The following is a 17,038-nucleotide window of genomic DNA, read 5'->3' as shown; positions in this document are numbered from 1 at the left end:
AGCAGATAAATTTATTACAAGTTGATTAATTTTTCTTATAATAGGGAATAAGTTATTTATTGGAGAGATATTTATGAAAATATTTAAAAAACTTCTTCCCTATTGGAAGGATATTCTTATTGTAACACTAACCTTATTTTTAAATGTCCTAGGAACTCTTTTAATTCCTAGAATGACAGTAAATATAATTAATATTGGAGTCTTAGGAGGAAACCTTGCCTATATTAAGAGCCAGGGTCTGACAATGGTTTTAATTTCTCTTATGGCTTCTATTTTTATGATTATATCTGTAAAATTTGCCACCAAAGTTGCAACATCTTTTGCGGCCGACTTAAGGCTAGAGCTTTTTAAAAAAGTCCAGGACCTATCGATAAACCAATTTGAAAGTTTTTCATCTTCATCTTTAATAGTTAGGGCAACAGATGATATTAACCAACTGCAAGGCTTTGTTAGAATTGGCCTTAGGGTTTTATTAAGGTCGCCACTAATGTTTATTGGTGCAATTTTTATGGCCCTATCAACAAATTTAAAACTGTCAACAGTTTTCATTTTAACTTTGCCCTTGACTATGTTAGTAATTATAATCTTTGCTAAAAAGATGCTACCAATTTCTAAGGATCTAAGACTTGCCTTAGACAAAATCACCCAGGCCTTGCGCCAAAGACTTGCTGGCATTAGAGTCATTAAGGCCTTTAACATGGAAGGCTATGAAGAAGAAAACTTTAGTAAGATTAATACTTCTTACACAGATCTTTTTAAAAGAGCTGGAGATTATACAGCTGTTTTCGGACCGATGATTGGCCTAATTATGAACTTGACCTTAGTTGCCATTGTCTACTTTGCATCAAAATTAATTTTAGCCGAGGCTATGCAAGTTGGAGACCTAGTTGGCTTTATCCAATATGCAACTAGCATTATGATGTCTTTTTTATTTTTCTCAATGATAATTTCCCAACTGCCAAGGGCCCAAGCATCCTTAGAGAGAATTAATGAAGTCTTAGACCTTGAAGCTGATAGGTTAAGATCAGGAAGAGAGATTTTAGACTCAATTGAAAGTCTAGAATTTAAAAATCTAACCTTTACCTATCCAGGGGCAAGACTTCCGTCTTTGCAAAATATTTCCTTTAAAATAGAAAAGGGCATGAGATTGGGAATAATTGGCTCAACAGGTTCAGGCAAGACAACTCTTGCCAACCTTTTAGTGCGCTTTTACGACCCAGACTCTGGAGAAATTTTAATAAATGGCAGAAACATTAAAGACTACGAAATCAAATCTCTAAGAGATAAAATTTCCTACACAGAACAAAAACCTAGCCTAATAGCAGGCACAGTTGCTGACAATATACTAATGGGCGATGACTTAGATTTTAAAGAAGATATAATTTCAGCCTTAGAAATAGCTCAAGCTGACTTTGTTATAAAGAGAGAAGATGGAATTTGTTCTGAAGTTGCCCAAAGAGGCAGAAACTTTTCTGGTGGCCAACAGCAGAGAATTTCAATAGCCCGAGCAGTTTATAAAAAGCCAGATTTATATTTAATTGACGACTCCTTTTCAGCCTTAGACTATAAAACAGACAAGGCCTTGAGAAAGGACCTTTACGAAAATTCTAAAGACTCCCTTATGGTTTTAATAACCCAAAGGGCCAGCGTGGTTTTTGATGCCGACTTAATTGTTCTTTTAGACAATGGCAAAATGCTAGCAGCTGGCAGTCATGATGAATTAAAAAGGACCAGTCCTGAATACAGAGAAATCTTAGAATCTCAAGACTTTAAGGCAGGTGATTTAAATGGCTAAAAGAAAAGTAAATCCTAGGGACCAAAGAAAACTAGACAGGGAATCTTTTAAAATTCTAAAGAGACTTTTTACCTACCTTAGTCCCTTTAAACTAGGCATATTTTTTATAATAGTCTTTGGCCTTTTAGGTACAGTTTTTGAAATTCTTGGGCCCCTATTAATGGGAAGAGCGACCAATATAATTGTGGCAGGCTTTAAAGAAAAAAATTTCATCTGGGAAAACTTTATAAAAATAATTTATATCCTAATAATCCTTTACGGCCTTTCAGCTCTGGCAGAATTTTTGCGCCTTAGAATTGCCAACAAGGTCAAGGTTTCTATAATTTATAGGATGCGAGCAGATGTTTCCAAAAAATTAAAGGACCTGCCAGTGGCCTTTTACGACAAAAATCCCCTAGGAGACCTCTTATCTAGGATGACCAATGACATTCAAACAATAGGCGACTCCCTTAACCAAGTTTTGAACCAGGTTTTTAACTCCCTAGTTGTAGTCCTTGGAATTCTAATTATAATGCTGAGAATTAGTCCGCTCTTAACTTTAATTACAGTTTTAATAATTCCTGCTACAGTTTTGGCCTCAGTTTCTATAATAAAAAAGGCTCAAAAACTTTATTCCATCCAGTACAAGGACCTAGGAGATTTAAATACCCACATAGAAGAAATTTTTTCTTCCAACAAGTTAGTCAAGGCTTACAACTACCAAGACCAGGCCCTAAAAGATTTTGAAGAAAAAAACGAAAGGCTGAGAGACTCCGCTGCAAAAAGCGAATTTCTATCAGGAATAACTATGCCAATTTCATTTTTTATAAACAATCTTGGCCTAGTTGTAACTGCCATGGTTGGTGCCTTTGAAATTATAAAGGGAAACTTAGACATTGGTAGCTTCCAATCCTTCTACCAATACTCTAGGAAGTTTAATAGACCTATTCAGCTAATTACAGAAATGCTAAGCATCCTTCAATCTGGAATAGCTGCAGCAGAAAGGGTCTTTGAACTTTTAGATGGAGAAGAGGAAGTCCAAAAAGACCTAGCTAATGTTAATGTAAATGAATTAAAAGCAAAACTAGACTTTAAGGACGTGAGATTTTCTTACGGAGACAAGGAAGTTATTAAGGGCATAAGTTTTTCTGCCCAAGCTGGATCGAAAATTGCCATTGTCGGTCCAACTGGATCAGGAAAGACAACTTTAGTAAACCTATTAATGAGATTTTATGATGTAGATTCTGGAGAAATACTCCTAGACGGAGTTAACATTGAAAATATAAAACGATCAGACCTTAGAGAAAATATTTCCATGGTCCTACAAGACACCTGGCTTTTCCAAGGCTCTGTTTTAGAAAATATTTCCTACGGAACTAAGGGAGCCAGCAGGGAAGATGTAATAAAAGCGGCAAAGTCTGCCTATGCCCACGACTTTATTTCTAAACTTCCTCAAGGCTATGATACAATTTTAGAAGAAAATGGATCTAATATTTCTGAAGGCCAAAAGCAATTAATAACCATAGCCAGGGCCCTTTTAAAAAATCCAAGAATTTTAATTTTAGACGAGGCAACTTCATCAATAGATACGAGAACAGAAAAGCTGATCCAAAAGGCCATGGACCAACTTGTTCTTGGAAGAACGTCCTTTATAATTGCCCACAGACTTTCAACTATAATAAAGGCAGACATGATTTTAGTTTTAAAAGACGGAAAAATTATAGAAAAAGGCAGGCACCAAGACCTGCTTGATCAAAATGGTTTTTACAAGGACCTTTACAGCAGCCAGTTTTAAATTTTATTAACAAAGGAGACGCTATGACAATTCCAAAGCACGGAGGCAATATTTATGAATATCCCAAGGGGATTTTAGATTTTTCATCAAATATCAATCCCCTAGGCTATCCAAAAATCCTAGAAGAAAAAATTTCGAAAAACTTCTCGGACCTTTTAGTTTATCCAGACATAGACTACAAGGACTTAAAAAATTCAGTTGGATCTTATTTAAAAGTTGACCCAGCTTATGTCTTTTTAGGCAATGGGTCAGTCGAAATTTTAGATATGGTAATTTCTAACTTTAAGAGAATGGTCCTTGTTGAGCCTTGTTTTTCTGAATACAGACTTAGGGCCAAGGTTCACAAGTTAGAAGTTTTATCTCTGCCCCTAGGAGAAGATTTTAAAATTCCTATGGCAGCCTTAAAGAAAAGTATTCGCGAAGGAGACCTAGTTTTATTAACTAACCCTAACAACCCAACAGGCAGGACCCTAAGTTCAGATGAACTTCTAGATCTTTATCTTGACATTGTGGAAAAAAATGCATATTTACTTTTAGATGAGGCATTTTTTGAATTTGCCGACCTAGACTATGACACTCTTGATCTCTTTAGACCACTTGGTTTTGCAAACATTGGAATAATTAGGGCGGCGACAAAATTTTTTGGCCTGCCAGGAATCCGCCTAGGTTATGGAGTATTTGACCTAGATATGATAAGATTATTAAAGGAAGCTGAGCTTCCTTGGTCTATAAATTCATTTGCAAATATAGCAGGTGGATGTATATTCGATGAAGAATTTATTTCTAAGTCCAGGGCCTTTATCTTTAAAGAGAGGGAAAGATTTTACGGCCTTTTAAAAGAAGTAAAAAACTTAAAACCCTATAAGTCAAACTCAAATTATTTTTTACTAGAGTTTAAAGGAAAAAGTGAAGAAGAAATTTTTTCTAGACTTTTAGAGAAGAATATTTTAGTGAGAAGGTGTTCTAACTATAATTTCTTAGAAGGGACCTTTATTCGAATAGCTATTAAGACTAAAAAAGACAACAATAAATTTTTACAAGCAATTAAGGAAATTATGGAGGAATAAAATGGAATTTTCTTATAGGTTTTACACCAACCACGACTGTAAGTACTTACCCTGCCACAAGACAGATGATGTAGAAAACTTCAACTGCCTATTTTGCTATTGCCCTCTCTATATGTTAGAGGAAAAATGTGGAGGAAATTTTGAAATCAAAGACGGAGTTAAAGATTGTACAAATTGTATGATTCCCCACAAGCCAAGAGGTTATGACTACATAAACCAAAAGCTTGGAGAATATATAGCAGAAATGACTATAAAGAGGCTAGAAAATGACTTATAAAATCGAAGAGTTAACAGCTGGCATCGAAGGCATTAAGCCAGAAGATTTTAAAAAATACAGAGACTACTGGGACAGCCTAGTTCATCCAACAGGATCTCTAGGTCAATTAGAAGAAGTTGGCATAAAGCTTTGTGGAATACTAGGAGAACTTCCAGCAAAGGTTTCTAAAAAAGCAGTTTTAGTTTTTTGTAATGACAACGGCATTTACGAAGAAAATATTTCTTCTTCGCCAAGAATTTTAACTGACCTTTTAGCTGTACAAATGGGTGAGAACAAAACAGGAGTTGTTGCCCTAGCAGAAAATGCAGGAGCAGACGTTCTTGTTGTAGACTTGGGAATTGAAGACTTTAAGGGAAACGAAAAAGTTTTAAATAGGAGAATTTCCAACGGCACAAAAAACTTTATGAAGGAAGATGCCATGACTAGGGAAGAGGCCTTAGAGGCAATTTCCATTGGCTACGACCTTGCATGCGACTATATAGAAAAGGGCTACAAGGTTTTAGGAACTGGCGAGCTAGGTATGGGCAACACAACAACTTCAGCAGCAGTAATTAGAGGACTAACAGGAATTTCAGAAGAGAAAGTTGTTGGTCTTGGGTCTGGAGTTACAGATGAACAACTTGCAAACAAACTAAGGGTTGTAAGAGACTGCCTTGATTTTAGAAATATTGATCCAAAAGATCCCCTAGGAGTTTTACAAAAAGTTGGCGGCTATGACATTGGAGCCATGGCAGGAGTTTATTTGGCCTGTGGCAAACACAAGGTTGCAGGAGTAATTGACGGCCTAATTTCTTCAGCAGGGGCCCTTCTTGCCTATAAGCTCAACAAAAATGTAAAAGACTATCTCTTTGCATCTCATATAGCCAAGGAAACTGGATCGAAAATCGCCTTGGACCAAATGGGCCTAAGGGGCTACTTTGATCTTGAAATGAGACTAGGAGAAGGATCAGGTTGTCCACTTTTATTTAGACTCTTAGACGACTCCCTATATTGTATGAACAACATGGTTAAGTTTGACCAAACAGATATTATTAACTGCCTAGTAAACATTAGGGACAAAAAATAAATGATAAGATTAGTTACAGGAGGCCAGCGCTCAGGCAAGTCCTCCTTTGCAGAAGGATTATTAAAAGACAAAGAAAATGTAGCCTATATAGCAACGGCAAATGTTGACGGCGAAGAAATGGAAGAGAGAGTAAAGAGGCACAAGGAGACCAGACCAGAAACTTGGTCAACTTATGAATGCTACAAGGACTTTCTCTCTCATATAGGAGATGAAGATTATTTGCTCCTAGAGTGTCTGGGGACAATGACCTCAAATATTATGTACGAAAAAACCAAGGACCTAGAGAGAATAGCTCCAGAACTTGCAAAAGAAATTGAAGACGAAGTTTATAAAAATGTCAAAGAACTAATCACTTATGTAAGAGGAAGAGACAAGGACCTAACTATAATTACCAACGAAGTTGGCCTAAGTCTAACACCAATGGACCACATAAGTAGAGTTTATACAGACTGTCTAGGTAGAATTTCTCAAAGGGTTGCTAAGCTTTGTGATGAGGTTTATTTAGTAGTTTGCGGAATAGAGATGAAGTTAAAATGATAGATGGAATAATTTTATCCTTCCAGGTTTTTTCTAGGATCCCCTTAAAAAAACCAGTGGACTTTTCTAATAAAAATTTAAAAATCGCCTTAGGCTTTTTGCCAATCCTTGGACTTTTAATTGGCAGCCTTCTTGGCCTGCTTTTACAATGGGCAAATCCAAAGGCTCCATTAGTTGGAGGAGCCTTGGCCTTGACCCTTTATATAATTTTAACTGGCGGACTTCACTTAGATGGCCTTGCAGATACAGCAGATGGATTTTTGTCAAATGCAGATCCGAAAAAGATTTTAGATATAATGAAAGATTCACTAATTGGATCTTTTGGCTCTTTGACTTTAATTCTTTACTGTCTTTTTAAGTTTGCCTTTTATACATCCTTTACAGAAAATTTTATTTTTACCCTGGCTCAAGTTTCTTTTGTATCTAGACTGTCAGCCCTTTATGTAATAAAAAAAGGCGGCCTAGCTAGACCAGGAGGTTTTGGATCAGTTATGAAAGAAGCCTTAAGTGACTACAAGGCCTTTTTATTTAACTTAATCCTCTTAGCAGTTTTGGCATACTTTGACTGGAGAATTTTGCCAGCGGCCTTTATTAGCTTAATTCTTTGCGAACTTATTATTAGAATGGCCAGCAAAAAAATCGGGGGCCTAACAGGAGACCTTTATGGAGCTACAATAGAGATTAACGAACTTGTAGCCTTATTAGTATATTGGGGGTTATTATGGATTTAATATTACTTAGACATGGGGAGACAATTCACAACACCCAAGGCAAATATTCAACAGACGACTGTCCACTTTCAGATAAGGGAATCTACCAAATTGAAAGAGCAGCAGACAAGTTGCAAAAAATGATTATAGACAGGGCCTGGGTTTCTCCTCTAGCTAGGACTATAGAGACCTTTGGAATAATTTACAAGTATCACGACTATCCCTTTGAAATTAAAGACAATATCCAAGAAATAAATGCAGGAGACCTAAGGGGGCTGAGCTTCGATGAAGGCCAAAGACTTTATCCAGATCAGGTAAATGCCTATCTTAAAGATCCTTTTAAAAATCCCCTTCCTCATGGAGAAAGTATAGAAGAAGCCTACGCCAGGGCCCAAAGGGTTTTAAAAGAAGCCAAGTCCTATAGTGGCAATATTCTTCTTGTCAGCCATGGAGGCTTTATAGCCTTAATGTTAGCAGCAGTTATAGGAGACATTAATGCCTACACTCGCTTTGATGTCGCCAACGGGTCCTTTAGCCTAATAAAAAATGGAGACTACCAAAGGATCTCTTACGTAAATCGAATTTAAAAATTAAGAAGCTAGCTTGCAATTTTTGTAAGTGGCTTCTTTTTTATTTGCAAATTTTAAAATGGAAAAATATAATTTGTCTTTTGGAATTTTAAATTTTTATTTTAAATAAATTCTTTGGTAAAAAATTGGTTTTTAAGTCTCGCTTAAGTTTATAAAAAGATTTAAAAAGTACTTTAATTAATAATGAAAATTATTTTTTATTTCTATTTTTCTTAGTGAAAATAAAGAGGGCCTATGTTATAATACTTTCGATAGTCAAATATGTAACAAGGAGTTATTTTAAAAACAACCTATAAAGAAAACCATTGACTATAAACTTGAAAGCCAAAAGGGATAAAACCCCAAGTAATTTTAGAAGGAGTTTTCATAGGTAAATAAAAAACAGGAGGATCTTATGACGAAGAAAGAAAAGAAATCGGGTTTTGACCGATTTATTGACGGAGTTGAAAAAGCAGGTAATGCTCTGCCATCGCCATTTGTGCTTTTTATTTATTTGTGCCTTATTATTTTAGTCCTATCTTTTGTCCTATCTAAATTAGGAGTTGGTGTTGAATTTACATCAGCGGCAAGAGATGGAGCAGAAATGGAAACGGAATTTGTTTCAGTTGTCAACCTATTAAGTAAAGAAGAAATAGCCAAGACACTAACTAACTTTGTTCCTACCTTTATTGATTTCCCACCATTAGGCCTAGTCTTAGTAATGATGATGGGTATATCATTTATCGAACATACTGGTTTAGTTAATGCAGCCATGAGGAAGACTTTAATGGGAGCCCCTCAATATATGGTTACTTTACTTATAGCCTTTGTTGGAGTTAATTCAAACATTGCTTCTGACGCTGGTCCAATTTTCTCAGCATCAATTGCAGCTTCACTTTTCCACTCGCTAGGACGAAGCCCTGCAGTTGGAGCAACCCTTGGATTTGCAGCTGCATCAGGTGGATTTACTGCTAACTTATTTGTAGCAGGAACAGACGCCTTGCTATCAGGAATTACCCAATCAGTTACAGAAGGTATGGGAATTGATGCAGTAACTCACCCACTTATGAACTATTACTTTATGGCAACTGCAACTTTCTTTATTACCATTGCTATAACTTTAGTAGCTGAAAAATACTTGCTACCAAAACACGACTATGAAAGAGTTGGCGAAATTGACCTAGAAGCTCACAAAGTTACAGATTTAGAAAAGAAGGGGCTAAGAAGATCAGGCTTTGCCTTACTTGCTTATATAGTATTAATTGTAGTTTTAACTGTACCTCAAAATTCTCTATTTAGAGCAGAAGATGGAGCTATCCTACCAAAGTCTCCACTTATTTCATCAATTGTTCCAATCCTATTCTTCATGTTTGTACTAATAGGTTATGTATATGGAAAAACTGTTGGAACAATTAAAAGCGAGAAAGATGTTTTCGCTTTATTTAGACAAGGGATCTCTAGTGCTCTTACTTTCTTAGTAATTGCCCTACCAGCATCTCAATTTATCAGTCTATTTAATAGAAGTAAAATTACAACTGTTTTAGCTGTAAAGGGAGCAAACTTTTTAGGTGGTTTAGACCTAGGAACAATTCCACTTTTACTAGTATTTATTTTCCTTGTTACTCTAGTAAATATTTTGATGACATCAGGTTCATCAAAGTGGCTAATTCTAGCTCCAGTATTTGTTCCAATGTTAGCATTTTTAGGCCTATCACCAGCAGCTGCCCAAGTTGCTTATAGAATTGGAGACTCTTCAACAAATATTATTTCTCCAATTAACTCAACCCTAGCTGTTGTTTTAGGTATTATGCAAAACTATAGCAAAGATGGTGATGAGGAAATAGGAATAGGAACAGTAATATCCTACACCCTACCATATTCAATAGCTATCTTATTATCACTGTCAGTCCTACTAGTAATTTGGATCTTATTAGGTTTACCACTAGGACCAGGAGCAGGAATTTATTTGTAGAATCTTTAAAGGCTCCCTTCTAGGGAGCTTTTTTTAAAATGGAGGACTTATGTTACTTATAAAAAATTGTAAGCTTATAGACATGAATAAGGTCTATAAGGAAAAGAGAGACATTTTAATTGATGGAAAGAAAATTGTGGAGATTGCTGAAGAAATTAAAGCAAAAGACGATTATGATATTGTAGATGCTCAGATGAAATTAGTAACTCCAGGCCTAATTGAATCCCACTGTCACATGGGAGTCTATGACACTGGAGCAGAGTCGGGGATAGATGGCAACGAAACATCTGATCCACTTTTACCAGGACTAAGAGGCCTAGATGCAATTAATCCCTTTGACTCAGGTTTTTATGCAGCTAGAAAACATGGAGTGACAACAATAGTTACAGGCCCAGGTTCTGCCAACCTTATGGGTGGGACTTTTATTGCCCTAAAAACATCTGATGAAGATCTTGACCAAAGAATTATAAAAGAAGAAGCAGCTCTGAAAATGGCCCTAGGAGAAAATCCAAAAAGAGTTTACGGCTCTAAAGGCAAATCTCCAGTAACGAGAATGGGATCATCTGCCTTAATGAGAGAAGAATTTTTCAAGGCCAAGGCCTACTACGAAAAATTAAAAAAATATGAAGAGACCAAGGACCCATCAGACAAACCAAAGTATGACATTCATTTAGCCTCTCTTGCTAGGGCTTTTGACGGCATGAGAGTAAAAATCCACGCCCACGAAGCAGATGATATTATAACTGCCATAAGAATTGCAGAAGAATTTTCTCTCAACTATTCAATTGAACACACAACATCAGGCAAGATGATTCTAGATTATTTAAAAGACCACCAGGTGGACTGCATTGTCGGTCCGTCACTAGGTTTTAAAACTAAATACGAACTGAAACACAAGGGAGCAGAAATTGGCGGCCTAATGGAAGAAAGGGGCATGGACTTTGCAATAACAACTGACCATCCAGTTATTCCAATTGAAGCCATGTTAAGTCAGGCGATTTTTTACATTAAAAAAGGCGCATCTAAAAAGAAAGTTTTACAGGCGCTGACAATAAATGCAGCAAAAATTACTGACATTGATGAAAGAGTTGGATCTCTTGAAGTTGGCAAAGACGCCGACCTAGTAATTTGGGATGTCCCACCCTTTGACACCCTTTACCAAGCAGGAAAAGTTTTTATAAACGGCAAACTTGCCTACGACCACAAGGAGGAAGGCTATGACTTTGATTATAAAAAATGCTAAAGTATATGACATGGTAGAAAATTTTGGAAGTGAAAAAAATATACTCATTGAAGATGGAAAAATTTCTGCCATAAAAGATAAAGACGAAAAAATTGATGGAGACTGTGAAGTCATTGATGCTGATGGAAAAATTGTTACACCAGGCCTAATTGAACCATCATCTTCTCTTGGTCTAAGAGAGGCAATTTATCCAGACGGCAACGACATGGACGAAGGAGTAGATCCAATTAATCCAAAACTAAGGGCCTTAGATGGAATTAGTACAGACGACCAGGCCTTTGAAGATGCTCTTAAAACTGGAGTAACAACTGTTCTTACAGGTCCAGGTGCAAAAAATTTAATAGGCGGAACTTGTGCAGCCTTAAAGACCTTTGGCAAGGACTTAGACTCAAGACTTATTAAAGATGAACTTGCCTACAAGTTTTCTCTAGGCATGGGACCAAAATCTGCCTTTGGATCAAAAGGAAAATCTCCAGTAACTAGAATGGGGTCAGCAGCCTTAATTAGACAGGCCCTAATCCAAGCTAATGACTACAAGGACTCTGAGAAAAAAGATTTTGACATGAACCTAGAAGCCCTTAGCCGAGTCTTTGATGGCATGCTAGTAAAGTTTGAAGCCAGACAAGTCCAAGACATTGTTACTGCTGTAAGGATTGGAGAAGAATTTTCTCTCAATTACACTGTAGACAGGGCAGATGAGGCCTATTTAATTCCTGACTTTATAAAAAATCACCAGGTAAGATTAGTTTATGGCCCAGTTTATGGCGGCAAGAGAAACAACGAGGTCTTAAAAAGAGAAGCAGTTGGTGGAAAAATTTTAGCAGATGCAGGAATTTCCTTTGCAGCATCTACCAACCATCCTGAAACTTCCATTGACCTGACCATGGTTAACGCCCTTATGATGTATAGGAAAAAGTTAGACGGCATAGAACTTTTAAAGACTTTGACAATAAATGCAGCCAAGGCTCTTGGCCTAGATCACAAAATTGGAAGTATAGAAGTTGGCAAAGATGCTGATTTAATAATTTGGGACGGAGATCCCCTTGACCTTTATTCAAGTCCTAAAAATGTTATAGTAAATGGCAAGCTCGCCTTTTAAATAAAATAAGTCCTAGACCAAAATCATCTTGGTCCAGGACTTTTTTTCTAAGCTTATTTAAATAATCTTATATCAATTCTATTGGTATCAAGAGAGTCGGCTCTCGTTGGAACAGAGTAGCCCATAAAGGCTCTAAGAACTCCATCGTCAAAATAAGAACCTCCTTGGTCGTTAAGGGACTTGGCCACAAGGTCAATAGTCTTTGACGGCTTGCAGGTCTTATAGACAGGGAGAAAATATTCCATAGGCAAAGCTAGGGCTAAAAGTTCTAAAAGCATGTCTTCAGAAACTCCAATTAATTTTCCTTCCTTGGCAGCTCTTTCAACTTGGGCCATATTTACAATTAGGTCTTGGCCGTATTTGGATTTTTCCATGCCCATATTAATGCCAATTAATAAAATGAATATTGAAAAAATAAGAGAAATAATTCCAGTTATTTCATGTTTAAAAATTGAGACCATGCCTAAAAGAAAAATTACAAGGCCTAAGGCCTTCATTGGCCTGGCAGCTTTTTTGTCGCCAATGGCTAAAATCTTCTTGGCCTTAAGGTCATTTTCAACAGCCAGGGCCCATCTTCCTTGGTCCTTTAAAAAATTATCGCCATTAATGGCCCTTTGGGTCAGGTCGTCAGTTGTTACTTGGTCCTTGTCTCCGAAAATATTTTTCAAAAAAATTTCTTCGTGCGATTTTAAGTCCGTCTCATCTAAAAGTCTAAATTTGTATTCAATAACAAAGTCGGCCCTTTTTTTATTTCTAGAATCTCTTTTGTATTCTTCAATAGAAATTTTTCCTCGTCTATAAAGGTCTAAAAGACTAACTAAAATTCCTCGGTTGAGATAGGTCATGTCCTTGTAAAGATAATTTTTCTCTACAGGCAATAAATTTTCTTCTATTTTTGTAACTTGGCCTTTTTTAATTCTCTTAGAATTTGCAATAATAATAAAAACTCCAAGGACAAAGGCCAGTATATTTAAAATTCTAATAAGCATAAGTCACCTCTAAAATTATTATAACAAAGATTGGAGAGAATAAGTATTCTTTCTAAGTAAAATATTTTGTTGAGTAAAACGGGGATGAACCTGAAGGAACGTCCTCTTCATTAGTTGTTGAGGCATTTAAAAGCTAAGCAAAAAACGTGCTGACAGTCCTTAAAAATGTGGGGACATTGCTTTAGCTGTGTCCCCTTACAAGTCTGTCCTCTTTATTCGCAAGTTAACCTTTAAAAGTAAGGTGAAAAGGGTAAGGATATAAGACAAAAGAAAAATAGAAAGAAGGTAAAAATGCACTATACAGGACAAATTTACAGGCCACCATCAGAGGCTTGGACCCCACTTTTAGAAGTGACTTACGGCTGTTCCCACAATGGCTGTGTCTACTGTACCATGTACAAGGACACTCCCTTTGGCACAGCTAAGAGAGAAAATATTCAAGCAGACATTTTAGAAATTAAGGAAAATTATAGCTATCCAGTAGAGAGAATTTATTTAACAGGAGGAGATCCCTTTGTCTTAAGTCCCAACAAACTTTTAGACATCTCTCAAATGATTCATTCCCAGCTAGACCAGGTTAAGACCATAACTTGTTATGCCTCTCTTTATAATTTAAAAAACAAGTCAGTTGAAGATTTAAAAAAGCTAAAAGAAGCAGGCTACAATGAAATTTATATAGGAATTGAAACTGGTTATGCTAAGTCCCTAAACTTTATTAACAAAAACATAAACCTAGAAGAATCATTTGATCAATTAAAAAAACTAAAAGAAGCTGGCATAGACTATATAGCAATTTTAATGCTAGGCATAGGAGGAAGTGGCCAGGGGGAAGAAAACGCCAAAGCCACAGCCAAACTTTTAAACACCTATATGCCTAAGGCTCTTGGAATGATGACTACATCTGTAATACCAGGATCAAAACTTTATGACATAAGAGACAAGGGACTTTTTAAAGAGGCAACTATGAGAGAAATCCTAGAAGAACAAATTGTACTTTTAGAAAATTTAAAACCAGACCATCCAGAAAAAACTCTTTATAATTCCTATCACATGGTCAACCAAGTTCAAATCCAAGCTAGCTTAGACAAGAAAGATCAAATAATTGAGGTCTATAAGGAAGCCCTTAAAACAACGCCAGCAGAAATTTTAGACAGACCTAATATGCTAATAGCCAGATAAGATTTATAAATCTATGTTAAGACCTCTTTGTCATCAGATTAAAAACAAAAAAGTAAAATTTTTGTAAATTTCTATTGACAAAGATTAAAAAGCTTGTTATTATAAATAAGTTCCTTGCGGGAGTGGCGGAATTGGCAGACGCGCTAGACTTAGGATCTAGTGTCTATGACGTGGGGGTTCAAGTCCTCTTTCCCGCACCATAAAAAGCTATTATCACTAGCCATGTGCAGTGATGGTAGCTTTTTTTATAGCTAGTATTATAATATAAGATAGATAGAAAACGGAGGTTAAGATGAAAAGAAAAATTTTGCTAATTCTCTGCTTGGGCCTAATTCTAGTTGGCTGCGAAAATTTTAATTTAGGTCAAAAAGAAAAGCCTGAAGAAACCAAGCAAGAAGAAATAAAGGAAGAATCTGCATCTAAAGAAAAAGAAGAAGATGATGAAAAGGAAAAGGAAACAGTCAAGGAAGATAACAAGGAAATTTTTAAATCCTTTTACACTTTGCCAATTGAAGACTTTACTCCTAATAGACTTTCTAACTACGAAACAGCATCTATTCTTAGAAATATAAATGAAGGTCTTTACAAAATTGATGCCCAAGGAAACTTTAATCTGGGACTTGCTGATTCAATTGAAGTTACAGAAGTTGAAGGCTATTTAATGTATGACATTGTTCTTAAAGATAATATAAAATTTCACAACGGCGAAGAAATTAAACCAGAAGATGTTCAATATTCTTTCTTTAGATATGCAGGTTTAGTTCCAGAAGTTGACAACACAAGGCTTGAAAACTTTAAATACTGGGTCAACCTCTTAGATGGAGCTCCAGGATCTGCCTATAAAAAAGGTAGGGTTGAAATTCTAGGAACAAATAGAATAATTTTATTTGTAGATAGTTTTTATGGGGAAGATACAACTTCGTCTCTAATAGCAAATACTTTTATAGTCCCTAAAGCCTATAGCGAAAGTGACCAAGTTACAAATCCTATTGGCGCAGGACCTTATAAGTTTGAAGGTCTTGAATCAGATGGAACAATTAAACTTGCTTCTTTTGATGGATATTATGGCGACCAGCCAGCTGTTAAAGAAATCTCCCTAATAAAATCAGCAGACAAACTTAATAGGGGAGAACTTTTTGCAAATGGCGACTTAGACATGGTAGACTCCTATCCAGCCCAAGGCAAAGAAGAAGGCTTTAACAATTTATCTGGAGATATTTATTCTCTAGTTTACAATGTTAATGATGAAGTCCTAAAAGACCCTGACTTGAGAGTGGCAATAAACTCTCTTATAAACAAAGAAGACATTAAAAATCAATTTTTTGGCCAAGCAGGAGGAGTGGTCGAAAGTCCACTAACTCCAAATCTTGCAGGAAAAATTGAAAATTTAAATTTGCAAAAGTCCTTTAACCCAGAAGTCACCAAGGAAATTTTAGCAAAAAGGCCTGAGCTTTTAGAAAATCCTCTTACAATTTCCTATGTTCAAGAAGACTTTTTAGCCAATGCCCTTGGAGAAACTCTTAAAAATTATATAAGTTTATACGGCTTTACAGTTGAGCTTGAGCCAGTAGCCTACAAGGACTTTATGGATAGGACAACTAGCCAACCAGACAAGGCCTACCAACTTGCAATTTTTAGATATAGTGGAGATATTGACCCTATAAAAATCTTCGACAGGTTTACAACTAGGGCTGCGAGAAATATTTCCAACTACTACAACACTGACTTCAATGAACTTACTAAGGGCGGAGTAAAAAACATTCCACAAATGATAGACCTAATAAATGAAACTTGTCCAGAAACTTTTATAATTGACCCAGGCAAGTCCTATAAAATGGCAGAAGGATTTACAGAACCAATAGTCTATCCATATCCTTATTTAGACTTTTCATCAATAAAGACCAAATAAATGATTTAAACTAGTTAGATTTTTTCTAGCTGGTTTTATTTTTGTAAAATTTGCCTTGATGAGATAATAAAAAATTTACTGAAAGAAAAAAAGGGTAAATGTATAACATAAAAAGAGAGAGGAGAATTATTATGAGTTTGAAAGAAATTTTAAACAGTCCTATTTTTTATATTTGTGTAATTATTGGACTAGTAGTTATTTTTGCAATAGCCTTATTTTTCTTTTTAAGAGCAAGAAAAAGAGCTATTGAAATGGGAGTTTCTAAAGAAAAAATTAATTCTGTCATTAGAGGGTCAATTGTATTTTCTATAATTCCTTCTATATCAATTATTATTGGACTTATTTCACTAACTCCACTTTTAGGAACACCTTGGCCATGGTTTAGACTATCTGTTGTAGGTTCTCTACCTTATGAACTTGTTGCAGCAGACCTTTCATCTGAATCAGCAGGCTATGAAAACCTAGCAGACTTTGCAGCTTCTACAGATGTAAATGCCCTAGGAGCAGTTTTATTTGTTATGAGTATTGCAATTATGGGTGGAATGATTTTCAACATCTTCTTCTTAAAGCCACTACACACAGGAGTTATGAAGGCTGGAACTAAAGATACCCCAGCAGTTGATTTAGCCCTATCAGTTTTAATTATTGGTATGATGTCAGTATTCGTTCCAACATACTTTATGCAATCAAAAATTTCAGCTATTGTATTATTAATTAGTGCAGCAATCACTTATTTGTTAACTAAACTTTCTAAGAAAGATGGCATGAAGTGGTTGGGAGATTATGTTATGAGTTTTGCCCTTGTTATAGGTATGGCTTCAGCTGTATTTTTAACAGGCATAATGTAAGACT

The 17,038-nt window shown here is 35.9% G+C and carries 15 protein-coding genes and 1 tRNA gene; 15 read left to right on the top strand and 1 reads right to left on the bottom strand.

Features of this window, described 5'->3' with window-relative positions:
- The first annotated feature begins 73 nt into the window (after positions 1 to 73).
- The 11 genes from BN2667_RS07030 to BN2667_RS06980 all read left to right on the top strand — a co-directional run bounded on the left by BN2667_RS07030 (position 74) and on the right by BN2667_RS06980 (position 12,109).
- Complete coding sequence (locus tag BN2667_RS07030; RefSeq protein WP_054252623.1) at positions 74 to 1,795, top strand: ABC transporter ATP-binding protein; 1,722 nt, start codon at positions 74 to 76, stop codon at positions 1,793 to 1,795.
- Positions 1,788 to 3,569, top strand: a complete 1,782-nt coding sequence (locus BN2667_RS07025) for an ABC transporter ATP-binding protein (RefSeq protein ID WP_054252622.1) — start codon at positions 1,788 to 1,790, stop codon at positions 3,567 to 3,569. Before BN2667_RS07030 ends, BN2667_RS07025 begins: the two co-directional genes overlap by 8 nt.
- Positions 3,570 to 3,592: 23 nt before the next feature.
- On the top strand, positions 3,593 to 4,636 hold the full coding sequence (locus tag BN2667_RS07020) for a pyridoxal phosphate-dependent aminotransferase (protein WP_054252621.1): 1,044 nt from the start codon (positions 3,593 to 3,595) through the stop codon (positions 4,634 to 4,636).
- A 1-nt stretch (position 4,637) separates the two neighbouring features.
- Complete coding sequence (locus tag BN2667_RS07015; RefSeq protein ID WP_054252620.1) at positions 4,638 to 4,913, top strand: cysteine-rich small domain-containing protein; 276 nt, start codon at positions 4,638 to 4,640, stop codon at positions 4,911 to 4,913.
- Positions 4,903 to 5,979, top strand: coding sequence for a nicotinate-nucleotide--dimethylbenzimidazole phosphoribosyltransferase (cobT, locus tag BN2667_RS07010; protein WP_054252619.1), 1,077 nt, complete (start codon positions 4,903 to 4,905; stop codon positions 5,977 to 5,979). Before BN2667_RS07015 ends, cobT begins: the two co-directional genes overlap by 11 nt.
- A complete protein-coding gene (gene cobU / locus BN2667_RS07005; protein WP_054252618.1) occupies positions 5,980 to 6,516 on the top strand; it encodes a bifunctional adenosylcobinamide kinase/adenosylcobinamide-phosphate guanylyltransferase in 537 nt (178 codons plus the stop codon).
- Positions 6,489 to 7,247 (top strand): adenosylcobinamide-GDP ribazoletransferase, encoded by a 759-nt coding sequence (gene cobS, locus BN2667_RS07000; protein WP_162200281.1) that lies wholly within the window; start codon positions 6,489 to 6,491, stop codon positions 7,245 to 7,247. Before cobU ends, cobS begins: the two co-directional genes overlap by 28 nt.
- Complete coding sequence (locus BN2667_RS06995; RefSeq protein WP_054252616.1) at positions 7,238 to 7,813, top strand: histidine phosphatase family protein; 576 nt, start codon at positions 7,238 to 7,240, stop codon at positions 7,811 to 7,813. Before cobS ends, BN2667_RS06995 begins: the two co-directional genes overlap by 10 nt.
- Positions 7,814 to 8,210: 397 nt before the next feature.
- The gene (locus BN2667_RS06990; protein ID WP_054252615.1) at positions 8,211 to 9,767 is read left to right on the top strand and encodes an AbgT family transporter; all 1,557 of its coding nucleotides are present in this window, start codon (positions 8,211 to 8,213) and stop codon (positions 9,765 to 9,767) included.
- Positions 9,768 to 9,816: 49 nt separating this feature from the next.
- Positions 9,817 to 11,010: an amidohydrolase gene (locus BN2667_RS06985; RefSeq protein WP_054252614.1), complete on the top strand. Its 1,194-nt coding sequence runs from the start codon at positions 9,817 to 9,819 to the stop codon at positions 11,008 to 11,010.
- Positions 10,985 to 12,109, top strand: a complete 1,125-nt coding sequence (locus BN2667_RS06980; protein ID WP_054252613.1) for an amidohydrolase family protein — start codon at positions 10,985 to 10,987, stop codon at positions 12,107 to 12,109. The genes BN2667_RS06985 and BN2667_RS06980 overlap by 26 nt, the downstream gene beginning before the upstream one ends.
- 53 nt (positions 12,110 to 12,162) lie before the next feature.
- Here BN2667_RS06980 and BN2667_RS06975 read toward each other — a convergent pair whose 3' ends face one another.
- Complete coding sequence (locus BN2667_RS06975) at positions 12,163 to 13,098, bottom strand: DUF2207 family protein (protein ID WP_054252612.1); 936 nt, start codon at positions 13,096 to 13,098, stop codon at positions 12,163 to 12,165.
- Between the two features lie 291 nt (positions 13,099 to 13,389).
- Here BN2667_RS06975 and BN2667_RS06970 point away from each other — a divergent pair, with 291 nt between their 5' ends.
- From BN2667_RS06970 to BN2667_RS06955, 4 genes are all read left to right on the top strand, one after another.
- The gene (locus BN2667_RS06970) at positions 13,390 to 14,277 is read left to right on the top strand and encodes a radical SAM protein (protein WP_054252611.1); all 888 of its coding nucleotides are present in this window, start codon (positions 13,390 to 13,392) and stop codon (positions 14,275 to 14,277) included.
- A 116-nt stretch (positions 14,278 to 14,393) separates the two neighbouring features.
- Positions 14,394 to 14,477: transfer RNA gene (locus tag BN2667_RS06965), tRNA-Leu, on the top strand.
- Between the two features lie 92 nt (positions 14,478 to 14,569).
- Positions 14,570 to 16,186, top strand: coding sequence for an ABC transporter substrate-binding protein (locus tag BN2667_RS06960; protein WP_054252610.1), 1,617 nt, complete (start codon positions 14,570 to 14,572; stop codon positions 16,184 to 16,186).
- 131 nt (positions 16,187 to 16,317) lie between these two features.
- Positions 16,318 to 17,034, top strand: coding sequence for a DUF5058 family protein (locus BN2667_RS06955; RefSeq protein ID WP_054252609.1), 717 nt, complete (start codon positions 16,318 to 16,320; stop codon positions 17,032 to 17,034).
- Positions 17,035 to 17,038: the final 4 nt, after the last annotated feature.

Origin of the sequence: Neofamilia massiliensis (assembly GCF_001299475.1) — a bacterium.
GTDB lineage: Bacteria > Bacillota > Clostridia > Tissierellales > Peptoniphilaceae > Neofamilia > Neofamilia massiliensis.
This window is presented reverse-complemented; position numbering and strand designations above follow the sequence as displayed.

Excerpts from the sequence above, each read along its gene's own strand:
- BN2667_RS06955 (WP_054252609.1), top strand. The coding sequence starts at position 16,318 with ATGAGTTTGAAAGAAATTTTAAACAGTCCTATTTTTTATATTTGTGTA.
- BN2667_RS06975 (WP_054252612.1), bottom strand. The coding sequence starts at position 13,098 with ATGCTTATTAGAATTTTAAATATACTGGCCTTTGTCCTTGGAGTTTTT.
- BN2667_RS07030 (WP_054252623.1), top strand. The coding sequence starts at position 74 with ATGAAAATATTTAAAAAACTTCTTCCCTATTGGAAGGATATTCTTATT.
- BN2667_RS06960 (WP_054252610.1), top strand. The coding sequence starts at position 14,570 with ATGAAAAGAAAAATTTTGCTAATTCTCTGCTTGGGCCTAATTCTAGTT.
- BN2667_RS07020 (WP_054252621.1), top strand. The coding sequence starts at position 3,593 with ATGACAATTCCAAAGCACGGAGGCAATATTTATGAATATCCCAAGGGG.
- cobT (WP_054252619.1), top strand. The coding sequence starts at position 4,903 with ATGACTTATAAAATCGAAGAGTTAACAGCTGGCATCGAAGGCATTAAG.
- BN2667_RS06985 (WP_054252614.1), top strand. The coding sequence starts at position 9,817 with ATGTTACTTATAAAAAATTGTAAGCTTATAGACATGAATAAGGTCTAT.
- BN2667_RS06970 (WP_054252611.1), top strand. The coding sequence starts at position 13,390 with ATGCACTATACAGGACAAATTTACAGGCCACCATCAGAGGCTTGGACC.
- BN2667_RS06990 (WP_054252615.1), top strand. The coding sequence starts at position 8,211 with ATGACGAAGAAAGAAAAGAAATCGGGTTTTGACCGATTTATTGACGGA.
- BN2667_RS06980 (WP_054252613.1), top strand. The coding sequence starts at position 10,985 with ATGACTTTGATTATAAAAAATGCTAAAGTATATGACATGGTAGAAAAT.
- BN2667_RS07015 (WP_054252620.1), top strand. The coding sequence starts at position 4,638 with ATGGAATTTTCTTATAGGTTTTACACCAACCACGACTGTAAGTACTTA.
- BN2667_RS07025 (WP_054252622.1), top strand. The coding sequence starts at position 1,788 with ATGGCTAAAAGAAAAGTAAATCCTAGGGACCAAAGAAAACTAGACAGG.
- BN2667_RS06995 (WP_054252616.1), top strand. The coding sequence starts at position 7,238 with ATGGATTTAATATTACTTAGACATGGGGAGACAATTCACAACACCCAA.
- cobU (WP_054252618.1), top strand. The coding sequence starts at position 5,980 with ATGATAAGATTAGTTACAGGAGGCCAGCGCTCAGGCAAGTCCTCCTTT.